The organism is Streptomyces sp. NBC_01288 (assembly GCF_035982055.1).
In the GTDB taxonomy this organism is placed as follows: domain Bacteria; phylum Actinomycetota; class Actinomycetes; order Streptomycetales; family Streptomycetaceae; genus Streptomyces.
In genome coordinates, this window is sequence record NZ_CP108427.1 from 9,998,354 (window position 1) to 10,016,767 (window position 18,414).

18 protein-coding genes are annotated in these 18,414 nt (G+C 70.9%); 14 read left to right on the top strand and 4 right to left on the bottom strand.

All coding sequences use genetic code 11. From position 1 onward, the window contains the following. The first annotated feature begins 16 nt into the window (after positions 1 to 16). Genes OG194_RS44975 through OG194_RS45005 form a run of 7 tightly spaced genes read left to right on the top strand, consistent with a single transcriptional unit; the run spans position 17 to position 5,880 of the window. Positions 17 to 937, top strand: a complete 921-nt coding sequence (locus OG194_RS44975; protein WP_327406495.1) for a VOC family protein — start codon at positions 17 to 19, stop codon at positions 935 to 937. 32 nt (positions 938 to 969) lie between these two features. Then, positions 970 to 2,418 carry an NAD-dependent succinate-semialdehyde dehydrogenase gene (locus OG194_RS44980; protein WP_327406496.1) on the top strand — a complete coding sequence of 483 codons (1,449 nt, stop codon included), beginning with the start codon at positions 970 to 972 and terminating at the stop codon, positions 2,416 to 2,418. A 6-nt stretch (positions 2,419 to 2,424) separates the two neighbouring features. Further along, positions 2,425 to 3,195, top strand: coding sequence for a fumarylacetoacetate hydrolase family protein (locus OG194_RS44985; protein ID WP_327406497.1), 771 nt, complete (start codon positions 2,425 to 2,427; stop codon positions 3,193 to 3,195). Further along, positions 3,192 to 3,563: a VOC family protein gene (locus OG194_RS44990; RefSeq protein ID WP_019056998.1), complete on the top strand. Its 372-nt coding sequence runs from the start codon at positions 3,192 to 3,194 to the stop codon at positions 3,561 to 3,563. Before OG194_RS44985 ends, OG194_RS44990 begins: the two co-directional genes overlap by 4 nt. A gap of 26 nt (positions 3,564 to 3,589) precedes the next feature. Continuing rightward, the gene (locus OG194_RS44995; RefSeq protein WP_327406498.1) at positions 3,590 to 4,375 is read left to right on the top strand and encodes an alpha/beta fold hydrolase; all 786 of its coding nucleotides are present in this window, start codon (positions 3,590 to 3,592) and stop codon (positions 4,373 to 4,375) included. After that, entirely contained in the window at positions 4,372 to 4,848 is a 477-nt protein-coding gene (locus OG194_RS45000) for a GlcG/HbpS family heme-binding protein (RefSeq protein WP_327406499.1), read from the top strand. Before OG194_RS44995 ends, OG194_RS45000 begins: the two co-directional genes overlap by 4 nt. A gap of 3 nt (positions 4,849 to 4,851) precedes the next feature. Further along, positions 4,852 to 5,880, top strand: coding sequence for a methionine synthase II (cobalamin-independent)-like protein (locus OG194_RS45005; protein WP_327406500.1), 1,029 nt, complete (start codon positions 4,852 to 4,854; stop codon positions 5,878 to 5,880). Positions 5,881 to 5,926: 46 nt separating this feature from the next. On the opposite strand, the gene OG194_RS45010 is transcribed toward OG194_RS45005, so the two are convergent. Continuing rightward, positions 5,927 to 6,214 carry a putative quinol monooxygenase gene (locus OG194_RS45010; RefSeq protein WP_327406501.1) on the bottom strand — a complete coding sequence of 96 codons (288 nt, stop codon included), beginning with the start codon at positions 6,212 to 6,214 and terminating at the stop codon, positions 5,927 to 5,929. Between the two features lie 269 nt (positions 6,215 to 6,483). On the opposite strand from OG194_RS45010, the gene OG194_RS45015 reads away from it, so the two are divergent. From OG194_RS45015 to OG194_RS45035, 5 genes are all read left to right on the top strand, one after another. Next, positions 6,484 to 7,932, top strand: coding sequence for an aldehyde dehydrogenase family protein (locus tag OG194_RS45015; RefSeq protein WP_327406502.1), 1,449 nt, complete (start codon positions 6,484 to 6,486; stop codon positions 7,930 to 7,932). 47 nt (positions 7,933 to 7,979) lie between these two features. Beyond that, positions 7,980 to 9,188 carry an L-2-hydroxyglutarate oxidase gene (gene lhgO, locus OG194_RS45020; protein ID WP_327406503.1) on the top strand — a complete coding sequence of 403 codons (1,209 nt, stop codon included), beginning with the start codon at positions 7,980 to 7,982 and terminating at the stop codon, positions 9,186 to 9,188. A gap of 121 nt (positions 9,189 to 9,309) precedes the next feature. Then, positions 9,310 to 10,170, top strand: a complete 861-nt coding sequence (locus OG194_RS45025; protein ID WP_033282910.1) for an amidohydrolase family protein — start codon at positions 9,310 to 9,312, stop codon at positions 10,168 to 10,170. A 13-nt stretch (positions 10,171 to 10,183) separates the two neighbouring features. Beyond that, positions 10,184 to 11,893, top strand: coding sequence for a thiamine pyrophosphate-dependent enzyme (locus tag OG194_RS45030; protein WP_327406504.1), 1,710 nt, complete (start codon positions 10,184 to 10,186; stop codon positions 11,891 to 11,893). 21 nt (positions 11,894 to 11,914) lie between these two features. After that, the gene (locus tag OG194_RS45035) at positions 11,915 to 12,994 is read left to right on the top strand and encodes an Ldh family oxidoreductase (RefSeq protein ID WP_327406505.1); all 1,080 of its coding nucleotides are present in this window, start codon (positions 11,915 to 11,917) and stop codon (positions 12,992 to 12,994) included. A gap of 65 nt (positions 12,995 to 13,059) precedes the next feature. Here the strand turns inward: OG194_RS45035 and OG194_RS45040 are convergent, their stop codons facing one another. The 3 genes from OG194_RS45040 to OG194_RS45050 all read right to left on the bottom strand — a co-directional run bounded on the left by OG194_RS45040 (position 13,060) and on the right by OG194_RS45050 (position 15,653). Beyond that, complete coding sequence (locus OG194_RS45040; protein ID WP_327406506.1) at positions 13,060 to 13,995, bottom strand: alpha/beta hydrolase fold domain-containing protein; 936 nt, start codon at positions 13,993 to 13,995, stop codon at positions 13,060 to 13,062. A gap of 214 nt (positions 13,996 to 14,209) precedes the next feature. After that, positions 14,210 to 15,223, bottom strand: coding sequence for a M56 family metallopeptidase (locus tag OG194_RS45045; protein ID WP_327406507.1), 1,014 nt, complete (start codon positions 15,221 to 15,223; stop codon positions 14,210 to 14,212). 4 nt (positions 15,224 to 15,227) lie between these two features. After that, positions 15,228 to 15,653 carry a BlaI/MecI/CopY family transcriptional regulator gene (locus OG194_RS45050; protein WP_327406508.1) on the bottom strand — a complete coding sequence of 142 codons (426 nt, stop codon included), beginning with the start codon at positions 15,651 to 15,653 and terminating at the stop codon, positions 15,228 to 15,230. A gap of 230 nt (positions 15,654 to 15,883) precedes the next feature. Between OG194_RS45050 and OG194_RS45055 the strand changes: the two genes are divergently transcribed. Together OG194_RS45055 and OG194_RS45060 are read left to right on the top strand one after the other, a co-directional pair. Next, on the top strand, positions 15,884 to 17,338 hold the full coding sequence (locus OG194_RS45055; protein WP_327406509.1) for a glycosyltransferase: 1,455 nt from the start codon (positions 15,884 to 15,886) through the stop codon (positions 17,336 to 17,338). A gap of 308 nt (positions 17,339 to 17,646) precedes the next feature. Further along, positions 17,647 to 18,390 carry a polysaccharide deacetylase family protein gene (locus tag OG194_RS45060; RefSeq protein ID WP_327406510.1) on the top strand — a complete coding sequence of 248 codons (744 nt, stop codon included), beginning with the start codon at positions 17,647 to 17,649 and terminating at the stop codon, positions 18,388 to 18,390. The last annotated feature ends 24 nt before the right edge of the window (positions 18,391 to 18,414 follow it).

Below are 18,414 nucleotides of genomic sequence, written 5' to 3' on the forward strand. Positions count from 1 at the left end.
GCGAAACGAGGCATCCATGGGAATCCAGAGAATCGAATCCGTCACCTACGGGATCGACGACGTAGACGAATGTGTCCGTTTCTTCGGCGACTTCGGGCTGTTCCTGCTGGAACGGACCGAGGAGCACGCGGTCTTCGAGACCCTCACCGGGCAGACCCTCCACCTGGACACCGTGCCCGGCCCCCTGCTGCCGCCGCCGGTGGAGGCAGGCCCGACCATCCGTGAGGTGGTCTGGGGCGTCGACACCCCGGAGGAACTCGCCCGCCTGGTCGCCGAGTTGGGCCGCGATCGCAAGGTCCACGCGAGCGCCGACGGCGTCCACCACACCGTCGACGAGAGCGGCTTCGGCGTCGGACTCACCCTGGCCCGCCCGAAGAACGCGGACGTCACCCCGCGCCCCGCCAACGCGCTGGGCAGCGTGGCCCGTTGGAACACCGCCCTGGACCCGCTCACCCGGGCGTTCCCGCTGCGCATGTGCCATGTCGCGCTGAACATCGTCAAGGCCGGGCGAGAGGAAGCCGTCGCGTTCTACACCGAGCGGCTCGGCTTCCGGCCCACCGACATCGTCGAACCGATGGGCGTCTTCATGCAGGCACCGGGCGACGACGACCAGCACACCATGCTGCTCTGCCACCGCCCCGACCGCGCCGGCGTCAACCACATCGCCTACGAGGTCCCCGGCTTCGACGACGTCATCGAGGGCGGCAACCACATGATCGAGCGCGGCTGGCGGGAGGCCCGCAAGCTCGGCCGCCACACCGTCGGTTCGAACGTCTTCCGCTTCCTGCACGCCCCGTGCGGCGGCCGCGTCGAGTACGCGGCGGACATGGACCGCGTCGACGACACCTACGAGACCCGCGTCCACGAGACCACCCCGCCGCACCACATCTGGGCGCTGCGCTCCAACCGCGACCAGCAGGACGCCCCCGCCACCTGACTCTCCTCCCCAGCCTGAGAGGGCACCCACTCATGACCTCCGACCACGGCTACCCCGCCGTCCGCATGTACATCGCGGGCGAGTGGTGCCAGGGCGGCACCGGACGGACCGCCCCGATCGTGAACCCGGCCACCGAGAAGGTGATCGGCGACGTACCCCTCGCCACCACCGCCGACCTCGACCGCGCCCTCGACGCGGCCACCGAGGGCTTCCGCATCTGGCGCGACACCCCGATAGGAAAGCGCTCCGCGATCCTGCACGCCGCCGCCGACCTGATCACCGAACGCGCCCCCGACATCGGCCGCATCATGGCCCAGGAACAGGGCAAGCCCCTCCGCGAGGGCGCCACCGAGGCCCTGCGCACCGCCGACACCCTGCGCTGGCACATCGAGGACGCCCGCCGCGCCTACGGCCGGATCATCCCGTCCGCACCCGGCACCGTCCTCACCGTCCGCCGCGAACCGGTCGGCCCCGTCGCCGCGTTCGTGCCGTGGAACTTCCCCGTCGGCGGCCCCAACCGCAAGCTGTCCTCGGCCCTGTCGGCCGGTTGCTCGATCGTCATCAAGGCGTCCGAGGAAACTCCCGGGACCGCCGCCGCGCTCGTCGCCTGCTACGCCGACGCCGGACTCCCGGCCGGTGTCCTCAACCTCGTCTTCGGCGAACCGGCCGAAATATCAGCCCACTTGATCCCCTCGCCGCGGATCCGCCTGGTCGCCTTCACCGGCTCGGTCCCGGTCGGCAAGCTCCTCGCCGCCCAGGCCGGCGAGGTCATGAAGCCCACCCTGATGGAACTCGGCGGCCACGCCCCGGTCATCGTCTGCGCCGACGCCGACCCGGTGAAGTCCGCCCGCAAGGCGGCCCAGGCGAAGTTCTTCAACGCGGGCCAGGTGTGCACCTCGCCGAGCCGCTTCTTCGTCCACGCGAGCATCGTCGAGGCCTTCACCGCCGAGTTCGTGAAGGCCGCCCAGGAAGTCACCGTAGGAGACGGCCTCGACGCCGACACCACCATGGGCCCGCTGGCCAACGAGCGCCGACTGCAGGCCATGGAGAACCTGGTTTCCGACGCCGTCGAACGCGGCGCCAAGGTGCTCACCGGCGGCCAACGCCTGAGCCGCGACGGCTACTTCTACGCCCCGACCGTCCTCACCGACGTACCGGCGGACGCAAAGGTGATGCACGAGGAACCCTTCGGCCCGCTCGCGCCGATCGTCCCGTTCACCGACTTGGATGAGACCCTGGCCGTCGCCAACTCCCTTCCCTACGGCCTCGCCGCCTACGGCTTCACCGAGTCCGCGGCCACCGCGGAGAAGCTCTCGGACGCGCTGGAGGCCGGCATCCTCTCCATCAACCACTGCGGCGGCTCCGTCGCGGAAGCCCCCTCCGGTGGCGTGAAGGAGAGCGGCTACGGCAGGGAGGGCGGCCCCGAAGCCCTCGACGCCTACCTCATCACCAAGCGCGTCTCGCACCTGCTGGCGGGCTGAACCGCCATGAGGTACACGCGAGTTGCGGTCGGCGGCCGGGCGGTGTGGGGCCGCGTGGGGGAGTCGCGCGTCGAGCTGCTGTCCGAGTCCCCTCTCGATGGGGACCCGACCGTGATCGGCACGGTGCCGATCGCAGACGCCCACTGGCTGCCCGTCGTAGTCCCGCCCGTGTTCTACGCCGTCGGCATGAACTACCCGCGGCACATCGCGCATGCCCACGCCGAGACCCCCACCCGTCCCGAGGTCGGCTACCGAGCCAACAACGCGCTCACCGGCCACCGTTCACCCATCGTCAAGCCGGCCGAGGTCGAGGGACGCTTCGAGGCCGAGCCCGAACTCGTCGCGGTCATCGGCCGCACCCTGAAGCACGCCTCCTACGACGAGGCCCGCAAGTCGGTCTTCGGCTGGACGATCGGCAACGACGTGAGCGCCCGCGCCTGGCAGCACCAGGACCGCTCCTTCTGGCGCAGCAAGAACAGCGACACGTTCAAGCCGATGGGCCCGTGGATCGAAACCGATGTCGACGCGCTCGCGCAGACCACGACACTCCGTGTGAACGGTGAGGTCCGCGCCTCGTTCGCCACCGGCGACATGGTCTTCGACCCGTTCGACCACATCGTCGAGCTGACCAAGCACATCACCATGCACCCGGGGGACGTGCTGTGGATGGGTGCCGAGTCCACCTGCCAACTCGAACCCGGGGACACCGTGGACATCGAGATCAGCGGCATCGGCGTCCTGTCCAACCCCGTACACAGCGAAGGGAATCCGTCATGAGCAGCGCACCCCGCTACATCCACCACGTCAACTTCCCCACCACCGACCCCGACCGCACCGCCGAGTGGTACACGAAGGTCTTCGGGATGAAGCGCATCATGCCCAAGTCCAACACCCGTGTGGTGCTGATGACCCGAGGCAACTTCGACCTCCACTTCACCCCGGTCGAGGAGATGGAGCGCATGGCGCCCTATCACTTCGCCGTCGAGGTCGACGACTGGGACGACTTCCTCGCCCACCTCAAGGAGCTGGGCATCCGGCACACCCGGCCGATCGAACGGCCCGAGAACCAGTCGAAGTTCTGCTACATCCACGACCCCGACCACACCATGATCGAGCTCGTCTTCCACGGCCGCCGCCCCAACTAGCCACCCGCGTACAGGAGTTCACCCCCATGCCCATCGCCGACTCCGACGGCACCTCCATCTACTACGAGCGCCACGGCAGCGGCCCGGCGATCCTGTTCGTGCACGGCAGCGGCGGCCACCACGCCGCCTGGTGGCAGCAAGTGGCCGCACTCCGCGAGGAGTTCACGATCGTCACCGTGGACCTGCGCGGCTTCGGCAAGTCCGACTCGTCGATGCCTGAGTTCGACGGCCAGGACTTCCCCGGTGACGTGGTCGCGGTACTGGACCAAGAGGACCTGACCGACGCGATGTTGGTCGGCCAGTCCATCGGCTCCGTCGCCGCGCTCCGGGCCGGACTGCTCCGCCCCGAGCGCGTGGGCTCCGTCGTGCTCGGCCACTCGCTGGGCGGCATCAGCCACCCCGAGCTGAAGGAACTCGCCGCCGCCGACCGCGCCGAGGCCGTCAAACTGCCGGTCATCGACCGCCTGTTGACCAAGAGATTCCAGCAGGAACGCGCCGATCTCACCTTCCTCTTCCAGCAGATGGGCACGTTCAACGTCGCCAGGATGCAGGATCTGCGCAACCTCGACACCGACGGCCCGACCCTGGACGACATCCAGAACTCCGGCGTGAGAGTCGCCTTCCTGGCCGGCGAGAAGGACGCGGTGCTCAGCGTGAAGACCGTGACCCGCGCCCACGAACTGCTGCCCGGCTCGCACCTGGAGATCGTCCCGGACGCCCCGCACTCCATGTACTGGGAGACACCCGCGAAGTACAACGCCGCCGTCGCCCACCTGCGCCGCACCCTCACCGCACCGAAGGAAGCAGCATGAGCAGCCTCACCCTGGACGCCGCCGAGGAGATCATCGACGCCGCCCACAAGCGCGCCCAGTCGATCGGGAAGGCGGTCAGCGTCGCCGTCGTGGACGCCGGCGGTTTCCCCATCGCCATCCGCCGCCCGGACGGCGCCCGCCCGCTCACCCCCGACATCGCCCGCGCCAAGGCGTACACGGCCGCCATCATGCAGCGGCCCGGCAAGATGCTGAAGAAGTGGCAGGAGAGCCAGCCCGTGTTCTTCGCCCAGCTCTCCCAACTCCCCGGCGCCGCCATGCCGATCATGGCCACCGAAGGCAGCCTCACCATCAAGAAAGACGGCGAGATCATCGGCGGCCTCGGTATCGCGGGCGGCACAGCGGACGAGGACCAGCAGATCGCCGAGGAGGTGCTCGCCTCCCTCGGGTATGAACTGGAGTTCGCCGCTTGGGGCGTCGCGGGCAAGCCGGCCTCGACCGGAAAGGACGCATGACCCATGGCGGACACGTTCAACTACCGCATCGACCACCACGGCAGCCTGGTCCGCCCCGCTGAGCTGGCAGCGGCCCGCGCCGCAGCCGCCCCCGAGACCCTGAAGGAGGCAGAGCTCCAGGCGGTCAAGGACGCGGTCGCCTTCCAGCGTAAGCTCCGCTCCACCGTCGTCACCGACGGCGACTTCCCCCGAGAAGACTTCCGCAGCGCGGTCCTTGACGGAGTGTCAGGATTCCGGCGTACGGACGAGACGGACGCCGACGGCCTCACCCACTGGGTCGCGGAGTCCCTCCCGAAGGCCAACGGCCCACTCCTCGCGGACTGGGCGGCACGCCTCACCGACCTGACGGTGATCGCCCCGAAGGCCTCGCTGCCCTCACCCGCGTACCTCGCCGCCACCACCTTCCGACCGGGCCACGGCCCGTCCTCCGCAAGGGAGTTGGGGGAGGCGCTCGCGGAGATCGTCCTCGCCGAGATAGAGCTGCTGGTCTCCAAGGGCGTCCGCCTGATCCAGCTCAACAACCCCCTTCTGCTGGGGCAGTTGGGAACCGACCCGGCCGACCCCGGCGCGCTCTCCTTCGAGGACGCGCTCGCCGTCGACGCGCTGGCGGTACGCCTGGACGAGCGCCCCGAGGGAGTTCGGATCGCGGTGGCTCCCGGCGCGGTGGCCCCTGCCGCAGTGGATTGGGCCCGCGCCGAGCAGCTCTACGGCGTGATCGGCGCCGACCGCTGGGTCCTCCCGTTCGATCAGGGCACCCCGGCCGAACTCGCCCTGGTCAAGGCGCTGCCGGAGGACCGGGACTTCTGCCTGGGTGTCGTCGACGCGACCGTGCCCGAGCTGGAGGACATCGACACGGTGATGGCCAGGCTCGACGCGGTGGGGGAGTTCAAGGACCTGGAGGACGGGGCCGTAGCTCCGTCGCGAGGCTTCGCCGACGTGGCGAGCCGGCCGTTGCTGAGCACTGAGCAGCAGCGCCGCAAGATCGAGCTGGTAGAGACCGTGGCGCGGTACGTCTGGGGCAACGAGTTCTGACGCACGGGCCGGGAAGCGCGTGCCCACGCTTCCCGGCAAGGCTCCCTCAGAGCACCTCGGCGAACGTCACCCTGCGGTCGGTCAGCAGCGGCCAAATCGCCTCTACGATCAGCTCGTTGAAGTGCTCGGCCGCCTTGTGCGCGTCGAAACCGGCCCGGTCGGCGTATTGCTCGTACAGCACGAAACTCCCCGGAACGTCGGCCTCGGCGTGCACCTCGTACGCCAGGTTCGCCGGTTCGGCACGGGTGTGTTCGCGCACCTTCAGCAACGCGGCACGCACCGTGGCCTCGTCGGCGGGCTCGCAGAAGTAGTGGGCGATGACGGCGTAGGCCATGTCGTGTCTCTCCTCGTCGAAATCCTCGGCGGGTCCTCGAATCCTCAGTGGATCCTCGGCTGCCGACGGAGTGTCGGCAGTTGCCGTGCGGCCCGCCGATTCCAGCACGGATCAACCCTCCGCCGACCTGCGCCCCGCGCAAGCAATGCCTGCCTCCGCGGGGCTGGTGGCACCGCCCCCACATGGTGTGTTGTCGCATCCGGCCCACTGCGGCCGCTGACTGTGCAGACCGCGGACCCGCACCGCGGCGGACGAAGGAAGTGATCTTCATGCGAAGCCTGGAAACCCTCTCCGGTGGAGAGTGGGTGACGACCGGCGAGTGGATCGAGGTGCAGAACCCCGCCGACATCCGCACCCCCCTCGCGCGCATCCCCGCCCTCGCCGCCAAGGACGTCACCCGCGCCTACGACCACGCCGAGCGCGGCTTCGCCGTATGGAAGCGCACCAGCCCCTTCGAGCGCGCCCGGATCTTCACCGAGGCGGCCAGGCTGATCCGCGACCGGGTCGACGAGATCGCCGCCGACGTCACCGCCGAGAACGGCAAGACCGGCGCCGAGGCCCGCGGCGAGACCCTTAAGGCCGCCGACTTCCTCGACTACTACGCGGGCCTGGCCCGCCAGGGCTACGGCACCCTCCTGCACGACGCCCGCCCGGACACCCGCGTGCACACCCAGCGCGAGCCGATCGGCGTGATCCTCGTGATCAGCCCTTGGAACGATCCACTGATCACCCCGGCCCGCAAGCTGGCCCCGCTGCTGGCCACCGGTAACGCGGCCGTGTTCAAGCCGGCCACCGAGACACCGTTGTCGGGCCTGCACTTCGCCCGCGCCCTGCACGACGCGGGCCTGCCCGCCGGTGTCCTGAACGTCGTCACCGGCCGCACCGCCGAGATCGAGGAGGCGCTCCTCGACGACCCGCGCATCGTCGCCATCACTTTCACCGGCTCCAACGAGGTCGGAGGCCGCATCCGCCGCCGTCTCGCCGACCGCAACGTCCGCTTCCAGGGCGAACTCGGCGGCAAGAACGCCTCGGTGGTCCTCAAGGACGCCGACCTGCCGTTCGCCGCGAGGACCGTCGTAGCGGCGTCGTTCGGCCAGGCCGGACAGCGCTGCACCGCCACCAGTCGGGTCGTCGTAGAACGGCCCGTGTACGACGAGTTCACGCGCCTCCTGGTCGCCGAGGTCGAGGCGCTGAAGGTCGGCCCGGGCAGCGATCCGGCGACCACCCTGTGCCCGTTGTCCAGCCCGAAGCAGCGCGACAGCGTCCTCGCCCACCTCGCGGGGGCCGTGGAACAAGGCGCCACCGTCCTCACCGGCGGTCACGCGGACACCGACGGCGACCGCGCGCACGGCTGCTTCGTCCAGCCGACCGTGCTCGCCGGCGTCACCGCCGAGACGGCGATCTGGCGCGAGGAGGTGTTTGGACCGGTCCTCGCCGTGCGCGCCGTGGACGACTTCACGCAGGCCGTCGACGCGGTCAACGACTCCGAATTCGGCCTCGCCGCCGCCGTGTTCACCCGCGACCTCACCTCCGCGTACCGCTTCGCCGACGAGGCCGAGTGCGGGCAGATCGCCGTCAACGCCACCACGCCGGGCTGGGACGTCCACCTGCCCTTCGGCGGCTTCCACGACTCCGGCACCGGCTACAAGGAGCAGGGTGACGAGGTCCTGCGCTTCTCCACCCGGGTCAAGACGGTTGCCATCCACTTCGGCGTCTGAGCAAGTCGGTACGACAGAGATTCGGTACGACAGAGAGGAGGATGCCGATGGCTGACGAGACGATCGGCATCGTCGGCGCCGGCATCGTGGGCCTGGCCACCGCCCGCGAGATCGCCCTGCGCCGCCCTGGCACCCGGGTCGTGGTCCTGGAGAAGGAACACGAGGTCGCCGTCCACCAGACCGGCCACAACTCCGGGGTCGTACACGCCGGCATCTACTACGCGCCGGGCAGCCTCAAGGCCGACCTGTGCGTGCGCGGCGTATCGATCCTGCGCGAGTACTGCCAGGAGCGCGGGCTGCCGTACGACGAGATCGGCAAGCTCGTAGTGGCCGTACGCCAGGACGAGTTGGGCCGGATGGAGAACCTCTACGAGCGGGCCAGGAACAACCACGTGCCCGAACTCCGCAGGATCTCCCAGGAGGAGATCAAGGAGCTGGAGCCGCACGCCGGCGGCATCGCGGCGCTGCACTCGCCACGCACCGCGATCACCGACTACCCGGCGATCGCAAGGGAGTTCGCCAAGGACATCGAGGCCTCCGGCGGCGAGGTGAAGCTCGGATTCCCGGTCACGTCCATCACCAATGTGCCCGGCGGCATCGAGGTCGCCTCGGGTCAACTACGCGTCCGCGTCGACCGGTTGATCCTCTGCGCCGGCCTCCACTCGGACGCCGTGGCGAAGCTGGCGCAGGACACGAGGGAACCGAGGATCGTCCCGTTCCGGGGCGAGTACATGCTCCTCAGGCCGGAGCGCACGAACCTCGTGCGCGGGCTCATCTACCCGGTGCCGGACCCCCGTTACCCCTTCCTCGGCGTGCACTTCACCCCGCGGGTCGACGGCAGCGTCGAGGTCGGCCCGAACGCCGTCCTGGCCCTGGCCAGGGAGGGTTACAAGCTCAGCCGTTTCTCCCTGAAGGACCTCGCCGGACTCGCCGCGTACCCGGGCTCCTGGAAGATGGCCGCCCAGCACTGGCGGACCGGCATCAAGGAGTACCGCGGCTCGCTGTCCGCGAAGGCCTTCATGAAGGACGCCAAGCTGTACGTCCCCGGTGTCGGCGTCTCCGACGTCGTACGCGGCGGGGCAGGCGTCCGCGCCCAGGCACTGGACCCCGACGGCACCCTCGTGGACGACTTCCGCATCCATCAGGTGGGCCGGATCACCGCCGTGCGCAACGCGCCCTCGCCGGCCGCAACGGCGTCCATGGCGATCGCCGAGCACATCGTGGGCGCCGTGTTCGACACCCCGTCCGCACACTGAGAATGCCCTGCGTACAGCGGTGTTTCGCGCAACTACTGCTTGCGCTCCCAGGGCTCGGCAAGGCCCTCTCGCCCGCCTAGCGTTCCTTCCGTAAAGACCTTCGAGAGAAAGAGCTCACGACATGTTCGTTGTCGACACGCAGATCCACATCTGGAAGGAAGAGACCCCGGACCGCCCCTGGGTCCCGGGCGCGCGGGAGCGCATCCGCCTCAACGGACACCGCGAGGACCCCTTCTCCTACGAAGAGGCCCTGGAGCTGATGGACGAGGCCGGCGTCAACCGGGCCCTGATCCTGCCGCCGTCCTGGGAGGGCGACCGCATCGACTACGCCCTGGAGGCCTGCGAGGCGCACCCGGACCGCTTCGGCATCATGGCGCGCATCCCGCAGAACAAGCCCGAAGAGGGCAAGGCGATGCTGGCGGACTTCGCGCAGAACCCGCATGTGAAGGGCACGCGCCTCACCTTCCACCGGCCGCAGGACCGCAACTGGATGATCGACGGCACCAACGACTGGTACTGGCCGATCGCCGAGGAGCTGCGCGTCCCGACGATGGTCCACGCGCCCATCTGGAAGCGGGAGTTGGGCGAGATCGCCGCCAAGCACCCCGAGCTGAAGATCATCATCGACCACATGGGCATCATGGCCCGCTGCGTCGACGACGCGATCGGCTACTGGGTCTCGGAGACCGCCGACCTGGCCGCGCACCCGAACATCTACGTGAAGCTCTCGGCGCTCCCGGGCTACTCCACTCAGCCGTTCCCGAACAACAACATCCAGAAGTACGTCCGCGAGATGGTCGACAAGATGGGCCCGCAGCGCTGCTTCTACGGCACCGACATCACCCGCCTGCTCGGCCACGGCATCACCTACACCGACACGATCGAGCAGTTCACCAAGCACTGGGACTTCACGCCCGAGGAGCTTGAATGGATCATGGGCCGCGGTATCTCCGAGGTCCTGAACTGGCCGATCGAGGGCTGAGGAAACACGAGAGATGACCGACACCAACAACACCCCCGGCGCCGACGGCGGCGACGCTCTCGTCACCGCCTTCAACGCCGTCGGCGCCGACTACATCTTCTGTTCGTCGGGATCCGAGTGGGCCCCCGTCTGGGAGTCCCTGGCCCGCCGCCACCGCGACGGACTGCCCTGCCCGCAGTACCTGGACCTGACCCACGAGACCGTCGCCGTCGGCATGGCCACCGGCTACGGACTCGTCAAGCGCCGCCCGCAGGGCGTACTCCTGCACGCGGCCCCCGGTCTGCTCCAGGGCTCGATGGCCGTGCACGGGGCGCTGCTCGCGGGCGTCCCGATGGTGGTCAGCTCCTCGGAGTCCACCACCTACGGCGACGGCCCCGGCCAGGACCCCGGCGGCCAGTGGTACCGCAACCTCTCCGTCGTGGGCGGCCCGCACCAGATCGCCCAGCCCTTCACCAAGTGGTCCAACGAGGCCGCCAGCGTCCACACCCTTCCCACGATGGTGACGCGGGCGGCGGAACTGGCCTGGCGGGCCCCGGCGGGACCGGCGTACCTGAACGTCCCGCTGGAGATCCTGCTGGAGGAGTGGGACGGGCGCGAGGCCAAGCCGATCGTGCGGCCCGGCTCGACGCACAGTTCGCCCGAAGAGGTCGACCCTGTCGCCCAGTTGATCCGCGAGGCGACGAACCCGGTCATCGTCACGGAGACGGCGGGCCGTGAGGCGGGCGGTTTCGAGGCGCTCGTCGCCTTCGCCGAGGCGTGGAACATCCCGGTCGTCGAGCCCGACTCGGCGGTCTGCGGCAACTTCCCGCGCACCCACCCGCTGCACGCCGGCAGCGACATCGGCCCGTGGATGGACGAGGCGGACCTGATTCTTCTGGTCAACTGCCGTGCTCCCTTCTACCCGCCGTCGCGCCGGCCCTCCAAGGCGACGATCGTCGTCATCGACGAGGTGCCGCAGCGCCCGCACGTCGTCTACCAAGTCCTGTTCGCCGACACGTACTTGGAAGGCAACGTCACCAACACCCTGCGCCAACTGACCAAGCGGGCAAAGGACGTTGACGCGGGAGCCGTAGCGGTACGCCGTGCGGCCCAGGAACAGCGGCACGCCGACGAGCAGGCCGCCATCGCCACCGCGGAGGCAAAGGCGGCGCAGGCGGAGGGCGTTGACCCGGTCCTCGTCGCCGCGACTCTGCGCAGACTGCTGGACGGCCAGGGCGGAATCGTCGTCGACGAGACCATCACGCACAGCCGTGTCGTCAAGCGCCATGTCCAGACCGCCGACCCCGACTCGTACTTCTACGTCCAGGGCGGTCTCGGTCAGGGCATCGCGGTCGCGCTCGGCGTCAAACTCGCCGCGCGGGAACGCCCGGTGGTGCTCACCATCGGCGACGGCGCGTTCACCTACAACCCGGTGATCCCGTCGTACGACGCGTCCAACGCCTACGAACTCCCGTTGCTGATCGTGGTGTTCAACAACCGCGTCTACAAGTCGATGAACATGAACCACCGCAGGTTCTACCCCGAGGGCGCCGCCGCCGACACCGGTGAGTGGCTCGGCACCGATCTGCACCGGCTGCCCCGACTCGCCGCGTTCGCCGAGCCGTTCGGGATGCACACCGAGACCGTCGACGCACCCGAGGCCCTCGCCCCCGCGCTGGAGCGTGCGCTCAAGGCCGTGGCGGAGGGCACCACCGCCGTCGTCGACGTGCTCGTCACCCGCTGAACCAGGAAGGCACCCGCCACCATGTCCGACACCGCAACGCCCAAGCCGGGCAAGGTACTTGTCGCCGCCGACGACCTGCGCACCTTCTCCGCCGCACTCCTGGAGAAGGGCGGCCTGAACGCCGAGCAGGCGCGCACCACCGCCGACGTGTTCGTGTGGGCCGCGCTGCGCGGCGTCGACTCGCACGGCATCGCCCGCGTCCCCGCCTACCTGGAGCTGCTCGCCAAGGGCGTGGCCAACGCCGACGCCGACATCAGCATCGAGTCGACTGCCCCGGCCGCGGCCGTCCTCGACGCCGACCGTGCCCCCGGCCCGGTGGCCCTCAGCGCCGCCGCCGACGAGGCGGTCACCCGGGCCAGGATCAGCGGAGTCGCCGCCGTCGGGGTCCGCCGCACCGTCCACACCGGTGCCATCGGCTACTACGTGTCGAAGATCGCCGAGCAGGGACTCGTCGGCATCGGCTATGTCTCCGGGATGCCCAACATGGGGTACACCGGCGTCAAGGGCGCCGCCGTGGCGACCAGCCCGCTCGCCATCGCCGTACCGGCCGAGTCGCATGCCCCGCTGCTCCTCGACATGGCCACGGCGACCATCGCCCTGGGCAAGATCCGCCAGGCGAAGGCGAGCGGCACCCCGCTGCCCGAGGGCGCGGCGGCCACCGCGGACGGTACCCCGACCACCGACCCCGAACTGGCCGTCATGCCCCTGCCGTTGGGCGGGGCCAAGGGCTCCGGCATGTCCCTGGCCTTCGAGTTGCTCACCAGCGTGCTGGTCGGTGCGCCGATCTTCGCCGCGTTCCACTCGGACGACCCCCAGGGCCGCAAACACCGCCAGAACGCCCTGCTCATCGCCCTCGACCCGGCGGCCTTCGGCGACCCGGCCGCCTTCACCTCGGCGGTCGACGAAACGCTGGCGACCCTGAAGCGGCTGCCGCCGGCGGACGGTGCCGAGGGCGTCTTCTACCCCGGCGAGCGCAGCGCGACGGTCGCCGAGGGGCGGGGTGCGAAGGGCATCCCCGTCGCGCCCAAGGTCTGGCGTGAACTGGCCGAGGCGGCAGAGAAGTTCGGCCTCACACCGCCGGAGCCGGTGCCGTCGGCCTGACCCGGAGCCCTTTCGCCGACCGTCCGAGGGGGACGGTCGGCGAGTGCGTTGTCCGGGAAGGGAGTTCAGGCGTTGCCGACGGCATCCCGCAGCTGACGGGCGATCAGGGCATAGGTGTGCAGGGCCCGTTCGTCGTCCTTGCCGTCGTAGCCGTGGTCGGCTCCGGCGACGTCGACGTGCCCGGCCAGGGAGCCCGCCGTCCGTAGCCGGTCGGCGTAGGCGATGCCCTCCGCCTTGAGGAGGTCGTACTCCGCCGTGATGATCAGGGCCGGGGCGATGCCCTTCAGGTCCGCGGTGTCCGAGGGATGTGCGGGTGACACCAGCCGGTCGGCCCGTACCTTCGGATCCGGGACGTACGACGTGTCGAAGATTTCGGCCATCCAGGGCTTCAACACGGGCTTCGCGATGGCGGAGCGCTTGTTCTTGGCGCTGGTCGCCAGGTCCAGCGGCGGATAGTGCAGCACCTGGAGGGCGATCGAGGGCCCGCCCTCCTCCAGCGCCTGCCGGGCCACCGCCGCAGCGAGCCCACCCCCGGCACTCTGCCCGCCCACGGTGAGCCGCTCCCCGTCCCAGCCCTGCTCACCGCCGTGCTCGGCGATCCACCGGACGACCTCGAAGGCCTGCCGGGTCGGCGCCGGGAACGGGTGCTGCGGCGCGACGACGTAGTCGACGTTGATCACGACGACGCCTGCCTCCGCCGCGAGGAAACGGCACAGCGGGTCGTCGAGTTCCGTCAGCGGGACGACGTAGCCGCCGCCGTGGAAGTTCACGTGCACCGGCGGAGGCGGCCCTTCGCCGGCCGGCAGGTACACCGTGGCCCGCGCCGGGGCGATGCTGGTCGGGATCGTCAACTCCCGTGTCCGGCGCGGGAATTCAGGAAGCCGCTGATGCGAGGAGGCGGCGGAACCCCGCCCGCTCGGGCGCCGGTCGGCCATCACGGCGAGACGCTGGAAGGACTTGGCGGCGAGGGCGGCCACCGCAGGCCGGGCCAGAACAGTCATGCCGTTCCATTCGTGGGGTGCGCGCGAAGGGGGTGGGGATTTCCGTCCGATCGCCGGGATCGATCAACAGGATTCCTGGCGATGAGTAGGGCGACGATAACACGGGCGTATTTCGGGTGGATGGTGGGATCGGCGCTGTTCAGGGGTGGCGGGCAGGGTGGGGTGAGGGATGGGCCGACGGCGCTGTCATGGAGCCGCCTGAGTCGCCTGGTGGTCAGCGGTGCCGGACGGGCCCGTCCGGTTCTCCGTGTTCGCCGCACACCCCGTGCGGTGGGGTCGGCAGGGTCGGCGGCGTCGACGTGGCCGCCGCCTGAGCCGTCACGCACGCCGCCCGCTGCGCCGTCTCGATCATGTCCTCGCTGTCGGTCGCGGCGTCGGCCAGGCTCACGCAGCACACGACGAGCAGCGCGGCGCCCGCGACGAACGGCAGGGCCCGGCGCGGGGGAGGAGGGGCGAGCAGCGCCCGGACCCGCTGCGGCACCGCTCCGCCGGTCGCGGCGAGCACCGGGCGGGAACGGTTCGCCGAGGTGGCGAGCGCGGCCCGGCCCACGGCATGGGCGACGACCGTACGATCGCCGACGCGCATCGCGGCCTCCTCGTCGGCCCAGCGCTCCAGGACGAAGCCGCCCGCGTTGGACAGCGGTCGTAGGAGCGGATTCACGGCGGCGGAGAGGCGCCAGAGGGTCTGGAAGAGATGGTGGCGGTCGCGCAGGTGTGCCCGCTCGTGGGCGAGAAGTGCCTCGCGTTCGCGGTCGCCGAGGCAGCGCAGCATCCCGCTCGACACCACGATCCGTCCGGGTGCTCCCGGTAGTGCGAACGCCTCCGGCGACTCGGTGTCCAGGACGGCCAACTCCGTGTCGCCGGGCAGGAGTCGGCATTCGCGGCGGGCCCAGCGCAGGTGCCGTAGCTGACGTGTCGCGGCGACGGTGAGGCCCGTGACGGACGCGAGGAGGGCGAGGGCGGCGGCCCCGGCGACGGTGAGGTAGACCGGGTCGGAGGCGCGCACGGCCGCGACCGACCACCGGCCCTCCTCGGCGACCTCGGGGATCTGGACCAGTCCGGCGAACGCGAGCAGCGCCAGTGAACCCAGCCAGCCGAGCGACGCCACCAGCGCGGCGGAGGCCAGGGACCAGGCGGCCGGGCGCGGAGCGAGCAGGCGGGCGGCGCGGGGTGCGAACACCGCGAGGACCATGGTGGTCAGAAGGGGGACGTACACGCTGATCAGCACCGGCTCACGGTCCTTCGTCGGTGTGGCCGGTGGGGTGCGGCCCGTCGTGCCCGGAGAGCAGTCGCTGTAGCAATTGCTCGTCCTGCTCGGAGAGTTCGGAGACGAAGCGGGTGAGTACCGCCTCGCGGTCGGTGCCGTGCTCCAGCAGTGAGCGCATCCGTTCCGCGGTGTGGGTCGCCTCGTCGCGGGCCGGCGCGTACGCGTACCCGCGGCCCGCGCGCTGCCGGACGAGCATCCCCTTGTCGTGCAGGCGGGACAGGATCGTCAGCACGGTCGTGTACGCGAGGTCCCCGGGCAGCCGGTCCTTGACCTGGCGTGCGGTCTGCGGTTCGTCGGCCCCGTAGAGGGCGGCGAGAACGCCGCTCTCCAGCTCACCGCGCGCCCGCCTGCCGGACGTCGCGCCGGGCTCGTCGATCTTCCGGTCGTGCACTGTTCACCCCACCGCCTTTCACCGCTCGGCGTCACAGCCTACCCGCGCACCTACTACGGCCTGTAGGAAGTGCGCCAAGGGCTCGACAGGATGGACCGAGGGGTCGGAAAAGATCGACCAGGGCGTCGATCGAGGGCTTTGCGGACGCGATCTACTACATGTCGTACGAGCTTACCTACTACATGTTGTAGAGTTTCGCCGCTCCACTCCACCTGCGGAGGAAGAAGCCCATGCCCCACCTCGGAAACACGGTGCGCCGTCCGTCGTCGGCCGAGCGTGTCGTGATCGTCTCGGCGAGCGTCGGCGCCGGTCACGACGGCGCCGCCGCCGAACTGGAGCGGCGGCTGGTGGCGGCCGGTCTCACGGTCGACCGGTTCGACCTGCTGGACGTGCTGCCCGCCCGGCTCGGCCGGCTCGTGCGGGACGGCTACCACCGCATGCTCGTCCGGGCGCCGTGGGCCTACCAGCGGATCTACAGCAGCACCGAGCGCGCAGGGGGCGGCGGCGCTGTCGCGAGGGCGCTGCTCCGCTCCGCCGAGGAACGGCTGCTGCGCGCCCTGCCCGCCGACACGGGCGCCGTCGTGTCGACCTACCCGGGCTCGAGCCGGGTCCTGGGCAACCTGCGGCTCGACGGCCGACTGGCCGTGCCCGTCCTCACCTACCTCACCGACTTCTCGGTGCACCCGCTGTGGGTGGCCGACGGCGTCGACGTCCACCTCGCGCTGCACGCCGTGCCCGCCGCACAGGCCCGGGCCGCCGGTGCGCGCGACGTCCGCGTCTGCGGCCCGGTCGCCGACCCGCGCTTCCGTCCCGCGGACGCGCCGGAACGCGCCGCGGCCCGGGCCCGCTTCGGTCTGCCGCCAACTGCCGCACTGGCTTTGCTGGTTGCCGGTTCCTGGGGCGTGGGACCGGTCCGGGAGGTCGCCCGGGACCTGCGCGACTGCGGCGCGGCCGTACCGCTCGTGGTCTGCGGCCGCAACGAGACACTGGCCGACCAGCTCCGCGCGGACGGCATCGAACACGTCCACGGCTGGGTCGACGACATGCCCGGCCTGATGCACGCCGCCGACGTCCTGGTGCAGAACGCCGGCGGCCTGACCTCCCTGGAGGCCTTCGCCACCGGCCTGCCCGTCGCCAGCTACGGCTGCATACCCGGCCACGGGCTGACCAACGCGGCCGCCCTGGACGAGGCGGGCGTCGCCGCGTGGATCCGGGACCCGGCCCAACTCAAGCACGAGCTGGGCGAGTTGATCGACGGCCCGCGAGGGTTGCTGCAACGGGAGGCGGGTCTCACCCTGTTCGCGGACGAGTCGCTCGGCCCACACCGGGGCCCGGCCGAGGAGACGGCCAGGATCTGCCGGGCGGGCATCGGGCCCGCCGCCCCGACCACCACTCGGTCGACCGCGCGACTCACCGCGCAGCCCGCCACCCCGCCTTCCGCGCCACTCACCGTGCCGCCCATCGCCCGGCGGGTCGGCCGACCGGCCGCCGTGCGGCTCGCGACCACCACCGTCCTGGCGTGCGCGGTCTGGGCGGGCGCCGTCGGCACGGCGGTCGCCACGACCGAGGGCGGCCCACGCCTGATGCACGCCATCGGACACGGCCTCGACCTCGACGACCTGGGCCACGCACACCACGCGGATCACGTCTCCCACGGGGGTTACGCGAAAGGGCGCCACGCGTGAGAACCGCAGGCCCCCTCCGCGTGACCGCGTGTGCCGCGCCGCGCATCCTCGACCCCGCGCACACCGGGTCCGCCGCGCGCCGCACGAAGGGGCGCCGCCCATGACTGTCGTACACCTTCTTCATGCGGCCGCCTGCGCCGCGTCGCGCAACTTCCCCTCCCCATCTGCCATTTCCGTCGAGGGCTACGTGGAGGGGCGCCACGCATGACCCCAGTAGGCCTTCTCTCTACGACCGCCTGTGCCGAGCCGCGCCCTCCCGGCGCGGCGCGCATCGCGCCCCTCACAGGCCGCACGAAGGGCCGCCTCCCATGACAGCCACCCGCCTCCTCCGCACGACCGCCCGCGTCGCGCTCCCCGCACTCCCGATCCTCGCCGCCGCGTACGCCGCCCCCGTCCTCTCCACCTACGGCCCGCTGCGCAACCGCGTCATGCCCCGCCTCGCCGGTCGCGGTCGGCCGGACCACGTGGCGCTCACCTTCGACGACGGGCCGGACCCGCTGTCAACTCCGTTGTTCCTACGGCTGCTTGACGAGCGCCGGGTCCACGCCACGTTCTTCCTCCTCGGCAACCAAGCCGTACGCGCCCCCGGCCTGGTACGCGAGATGGCCGCCGCCGGACACGAGATCGCCGTTCACGGCTGGCTGCACCGGCCGCTGCTGCTGCGCGGTCCCCGCGCCACCCACGACGATCTGACCCGCGCCCGCGACACCGTCGGCGACCTCATCGGGCGCGCGCCACGGCTCTTCCGGCCGCCCTACGGCGTGATGTCGACCGCCGCCCACCTCGCGGCCCGCCGCCTGGAGCTCACGCCGGTGCTGTGGACGGCCTGGGGCGAGGACTGGCGGGCGCGTGCCACACCCGAGTCGGTCCACCGGACGGTCACCGAGGACCTGCGCGGCGGCGGCACCGTCCTGCTGCACGACTCCGACTGCACCTCGGCGCCCGGCAGTTGGCGCGCCACCCTCGGCGCGGTGCCCCGCATCCTCGACACCTGCGCGCAGCGGGGCCTGTTCGTGGGCCCACTGCGGGAGCATGCTGTGGATCCGCTCTGAAGTTGACAATAGTGTTGGCAATCC